Raw genomic sequence first — 5,196 nt, forward strand, 5'->3', positions numbered from 1 at the left:
CGGTACGTTCCTGCCGCATTCAAACCTGTGATGTTCCCATTGGCATCAATGCTCGCTGCTGATGGGTTGGCTGGACTCCCTATCGGTGCCCACGTTCCGCCCGTCGTCAACGCTGTCAACTTCGCCGTTTTGGTTGGTTGACACACCAACGCCGCGTCAGGGCCTGCATTTGGTTTCGGATTCACTGTGATTGTGTGACTTGCCGAAGCTGAACAGTTCGTCGTTGCATCCGTGTAGCTATAGCTGAAAGTCAACGTCGCAATGTTAAACCCTGCATTGAGCGTAAGTACATTATTGTTTTGGGTTACCGCTCCCGCAGGTAAGCCCGAAGGAAGCGTAAATGTACCGCCTGCGGGAGTTCCCGTAAAGGTCACTGGTAAATCAGTCGCGCAAACTACCGTTGGCCCCGTAATCGTTACCACTGGACGCGCTTTCACCGTAATTGCTGCACTATCTACTTGCGTACATCCGCTTGAGGTCTGTGTATAATAAATGTAGAACGTCTTTGGTGCTGTCGCGCCCAATTGTGTCAACGCAGTTGTTGTATTTACCGTCGCGCCAGTACCAGTATCCGTCACCCCTGGACCAGTCCAAGTACCATTGGTAGTTGCTGGGTCTGGATACGTCACTTCCGCTCCTACGCATACACTGGCTGTAGTAAAATTCACTGGAGTTGGTTTGGCATTCACTACTAATTTTACAAAAGCAGTGTCCGAACATGTAGCGTTGCCAGTCGTATTCACAATTACTGCAAAATACTTAGTTCCAGCAACGGTAAGCGCGCTACCCGTTGGAGTAAACGTCGTGCTCGTCGCACCACTGATTGCCGTGCCCAAACTGTTCGTTGTGTCGGCCAATGGGCCGTACCACTTATATTCCACTCCTGTATTTGGAGCTGCGGTAAAGGCGGAGGCTGTACCACCCACGCAAATGGTTTGCACTTTCGGCGTCGCTGACGCTACGGGTTTGGTACAAATTACAATAAAGGTGCCGTTTGCTGTTGCCGAAGGACTAACATTGTTTCCAATTCCAAAGAAATCCTGAACAGTTGCAAAATTGGGTTTATAAATAAGAAATACAGAAGGGTCTAAAATAACCCCGTTGGCTGAGGCGGTCAAAGAAACTGTCGCAGGCGTATTTCTAGTCAAATTCAATACCACAGTTTGAGTTCCTCCTCCTGTAATCGTAAGGGTACCAGAGCCATTCGGGTTACTGCTAATTGTCGCATTTCCAGCAGAAATGGTTGGTAAACTCCCTCCGTCTGAAGGTGTAATATTGATTGATGTGAGGTTGGTGGTCAAACTAAATTGATGGATTCCATTGATTGGTTGTGGTTCGGCTGTAGTTCTAACAAGATTTAAAGCTGGTGAGGTGGTATTGGGGTTTGCGGGAATATCGTTACAAAGTTGTACTGTACAAGCATCGCCATCGGTAATATGCCAAACAACATCCTGTATTGTCCTTCTATCTCTTGAGTTTTTTAAGTTATAACCATAATTCTGATAGTTTGCCAATACCCATGCAATTTGTGCACCCTCAGTAAGTGTTACTGTTGTATTACCCGAACCAATAGTTTCGGAAGTAAAGTTAGTCACACCTGGAAGCTCACGATAATCGACACCCGCATTGTCAAGTTTTTCAGTGCAAAAAGCCCACTCACTCTCTTGAGGAATACCTAAAGCGTCGATATAAACCTGGCAAACAGGTGTATTACCAACAAAAAAACCATTTCGGTGCAACAATATGGCTTTGTTTGCATTTGCATTTAGAGTTACATTTGGCACAGGTGTCATACCTCCCCAGCAATTGCGTACATAGGTTATGTCAGTATGATTGGCGGAATAAACCAGTCCCCTGAATCCAGAAGCCGTATTAGCTCCATTTGTTTTCAAACGAATCGTAAGGCAATTACCCGTGTTATTGGAAGCAAAGTTTCGCTCGTCATCAAGATCATTAATATAACCAATCAAAGGTGCGTTTGTGGAAGCACCGTCATAGACAAACAGTGTATCAAAATTATCTCCAAAGTCGTTACTTCCCTTGAGCAGATCAAAAATAATGGGAGTGCCGTCAGTCGAACAAAAAGTATAGTATCTATCCTGATTGTTTGAATAGTTGGCATTTGCACCACCATCATCTACTAAAACCGCCAGATTGGTATTGAAGGTTTGATTTTGATTTGTGGCATTAAGTTCATACACCTGTACAGGAATCGTTTGCAAGGTTGCTGTAAAACCAGCATTCGTCGTCGCAGCGTCACTTCGCAAACGAAAAGAGACAGCCTCTGTTGTACTTACCACTGACATCGGCACATCGCCATTCCCTCCCATAGTAACCATAACTTGTTGAGCTCCGCCAGCATTTATGCCATCAATCACCCTAAGGTAATCTTGAGAATAATTATTACCCGCGAATTCAGATTGAGTAAAAGTAACTCTTATCTGATAGCCCACAGGTGCGGTAAACGTCAATCGCAGGTCCAGATTATTGGCGTAATCCCCAGCAGCCCCTCCATCATCATAGAGTGTTACAGTTGTATTGGCAGGAATGGTAACTGTTGAATTGTTCCCAGCTGGAGCTGTTCCCATAACATATGTTTGAGCATATACGCTATGCATTCCTGTGTACATAAACACAAAAACGACTTTAAAGATATTTATCAATAAAGCTTTGCTTTTTCTATTGACCATTCCTGTTTTACAGAAATGATGATAAAATTTTTCCATAAGACAAAAATTTAAAATTTTCATTTATAATATCAAACACATTTAAAAATACTTTTTCATACCTAATAAAGCTTACAACGACAGGAAAAACTTCCAATAATCGCTTTTTTATTTACCTTTTTTAAAAGATAAAATGCATTTACAGGAAGCTAATAGAAGTAGCTTTCTATAAATAACATAAAATAATATTTTTCAGAATTAATTACAATAAAATACTGATTGTATAATGAACATTTTTCAATTATTAGCTACATAAACGCTCAGACTAACATGTTTAGTTTTAACAAACAAACACCCTTAACACAAATCAAAATCAGTACCAACACATCCCAATAGCCAAAAAGTAGCCTATTTGAGATATTATAATGTCTTTTTGAGACATATCTAATCACTTATGAAGCATATCTAATAAAAATCAGATTGGGCAAATAGTATGCCTAACGATAATATTTGTCATTTTTTTTTTATAATTACGCTATAAATTAAGCCTCAAGGAATTTATTTCAATGATTGATTAAACTACTAGGTTCTTCTTTGCACATCAATTTGGTATATACCAAAAATAATATTTTTATGAGCACAATTGTTTTTGACTTACCCATGACTCCATTTCCACATGGATTAGAGTATTTCCCTCTCATTTCTACGTCACTGCATCAGGTAGCCAAAGGACACTTTAAACTATACTTTTTTGATGATAATTATAAAAAAGGAAGCTTGTTATTGACGAAATTCCAATGGCCATTAGCTAGTTCAAATGAGGGGGACAACAAATTAACCATAGTTAGGACAAACTATTTTTTTCCAAATGAGACTCAAATTAGATATATCCCTGTCTCAGGTCAACAATACTTTATTTTGTTTTACTTATCTTCTGATACTGACTTTAGTGACAACAACAACATGGTTCACAAAAGAGGTCACTGGATTATTTCATGCCTCAATACTGGAACTCGTATTTATAGCTTGCTTTTTCCTAAAGGTACACAAGTGAATGGGTTGAGTATTTTTATACCGACAGAAAGCCTAAAAAGCTTTATCAACGCTCCTTCTGATTCATATTTGAAGCGTTTAGTACACGCAGAAGATTCTTACCTTATTTATGAGAGTGCTAGTAGTCGTTTGAAGCAGCTATTTGAGGCAATTAACTTAAACAAAATGGAATCCCTCTTAGAGGTGATAGATTTTCAAGAGCACATTTACGCCATGCTCAAAACCGTTTTTGAGCAACTAAGCCAAAATAGCTCCACCGCTATTAAATATAATTTTAAGCAAGATGACCTTAGCGCTTTGGCAAAAGCAGAACAGCTTCTTTTGAAAAACATTAAACAGCCCCCTACCATAAAATCTCTTGCCAATGAAGCTGCAATGTCTCCAACCAAATTCAAAAGTGCTTTTAAAAAATTGTACGGCCAAAGTGTATATAAATATTATCTAAATCATAGAATGGAACTAGCTCACAAGTGGCTACTCGAAAACAAATTAAATATTGCAGAAATTGCAAGAGAACTTGGATATAAAAACCTCACTCACTTTTCGCGTATATTCAAAGAGCACTTTGGAGAATTACCAAGTAAATACAAATAATTAACATTGTTTAATACTCCTATTAGACTTTTCTTTAATCTAAAAAGACAAAATAGGGATAATATAAAAAATAATCATTTTATTTTGTAAACTTAAATTTAAATATCTATGAGACAGCCACTTCTAGTTCATTCAGATTATTTAGACAATAATAATCTTTCTACAATACAAATCAATTCTCAATATGTCAATATTATAATGCCTTTTTTAATTTCAAATAGGATTTCTTTTCATGTTAACTATCAGTCGATTCAAATGGAAGACAAGCATTATAATGACACTCCCCAAAACACCTCAAAAGACAATCTCCCCTATAAAACACCGTTTTTTTCTCAAAAAAACAGAGAAGGAATAGAGAATATTCATGAGGAGTACATCCAAAAATTTCCTCCAAAAAACATTTTCATTCCTAAAGAAGAAACAATTGCTTCCTCTTTAGGAATGAAAGTAAGTAGATTCAGAGCCATCTTTAAAGCTATGTATGGCCAAAGCTTTTCCTTTCTTCATTTAGAAAAACGCATGGAATATGCCAAGCAGCTCCTACGTAAAGGATTTACTTGCAAGGAAGTCGCTAAAATGGTTGGTTATGGTGGCAACTCGGCCATCAAGTTCAATAAGATGTTTCAAAAACACTTCGGAATCACTCCCAAAAGGTATCAACTAGAGCACTATTAATTAGACTTTTAACATACATTTCTATAAATACCACAAAAAAGGCTGCCTTTCGGGCAGCCTTTTTTTAACGGTTTCAGTACTCTATTTACTTCTTGATTTTCCTTACCGTAAACGGCACGCAAATATCCACAGGACAGCAATTCGTCCCCGCTTCGATGATCACTGGACAACAGCCATTGGCTGGACACGTCTGGTTCGTCGCAGTGAA

The 5,196-nt window shown here is 38.7% G+C and carries 4 protein-coding genes; 2 read left to right on the forward strand and 2 right to left on the reverse strand.

The annotated features are described in order from the left end of the window. Nucleotides 1-2,588, reverse strand: a 2,588-nt coding sequence (locus K339_RS35380) for a CUB domain-containing protein (RefSeq protein ID WP_169731915.1), incomplete at its 3' end; no start/stop codon positions are given. A gap of 711 nt (nt 2,589-3,299) precedes the next feature. Between K339_RS35380 and K339_RS0130380 the strand changes: the two genes are divergently transcribed. Both K339_RS0130380 and K339_RS0130385 read left to right on the forward strand, forming a co-directional pair. Continuing rightward, nucleotides 3,300-4,313: a helix-turn-helix transcriptional regulator gene (locus K339_RS0130380; protein ID WP_157607810.1), complete on the forward strand. Its 1,014-nt coding sequence runs from the start codon at nt 3,300-3,302 to the stop codon at nt 4,311-4,313. A gap of 108 nt (nt 4,314-4,421) precedes the next feature. After that, entirely contained in the window at nt 4,422-4,988 is a 567-nt protein-coding gene (locus K339_RS0130385) for a helix-turn-helix domain-containing protein (RefSeq protein ID WP_028526958.1), read from the forward strand. Nucleotides 4,989-5,073: 85 nt separating this feature from the next. On the opposite strand, the gene K339_RS38185 is transcribed toward K339_RS0130385, so the two are convergent. Then, entirely contained in the window at nt 5,074-5,151 is a 78-nt protein-coding gene (locus tag K339_RS38185) for a CVP-CTERM putative protein-anchoring domain-containing protein (protein ID WP_510186797.1), read from the reverse strand. Between the last annotated feature and the right edge of the window lie 45 nt (nt 5,152-5,196).

Origin of the sequence: Runella limosa DSM 17973, assembly GCF_000482465.1 — a bacterium.
Classification (GTDB): Bacteria; Bacteroidota; Bacteroidia; order Cytophagales; family Spirosomataceae; genus Runella; species Runella limosa.